Annotated in this window: 1 protein-coding gene; it reads left to right on the forward strand. The window is 61.8% G+C overall.

Annotation, left to right across the window (positions count from 1 at the left end):
- Window positions 1-80 precede the first annotated feature (80 nt).
- Window positions 81-259, forward strand: a 179-nt coding sequence (locus SB771_RS35460; protein ID WP_011881902.1) for a Flp family type IVb pilin, incomplete at its 3' end; no start/stop codon positions are given.

A 259-nucleotide genomic window follows, 5' to 3' on the forward strand; every position in this document is an offset into this window, starting at 1 on the left:
CGAATGTCATGCGCCACCCGAAGCAGTGCAGCGCCAATATATCAACGGTCGATCAGCGGCCCGGTCATACGGAGGTTGTCATGCTGCAATACGTCAAGACCTTGTTGCGCGATGAACGGGGCGTCAGCTCGCTCGAATACGCGGTTCTGGCCGGCATCGTCGTGGTCGCGCTCGCGGCCGTCGGCACGGTGCTCAGCGGCAGCTCGGGGCTGTCGTCGATCTTCACGACGCTGATCAACAAGGTCTCGTCGCTGATCTG

This window comes from Burkholderia sp. SIMBA_051, assembly GCF_046534915.1.
GTDB classification, from domain to species: domain Bacteria; phylum Pseudomonadota; class Gammaproteobacteria; order Burkholderiales; family Burkholderiaceae; genus Burkholderia; species Burkholderia ambifaria.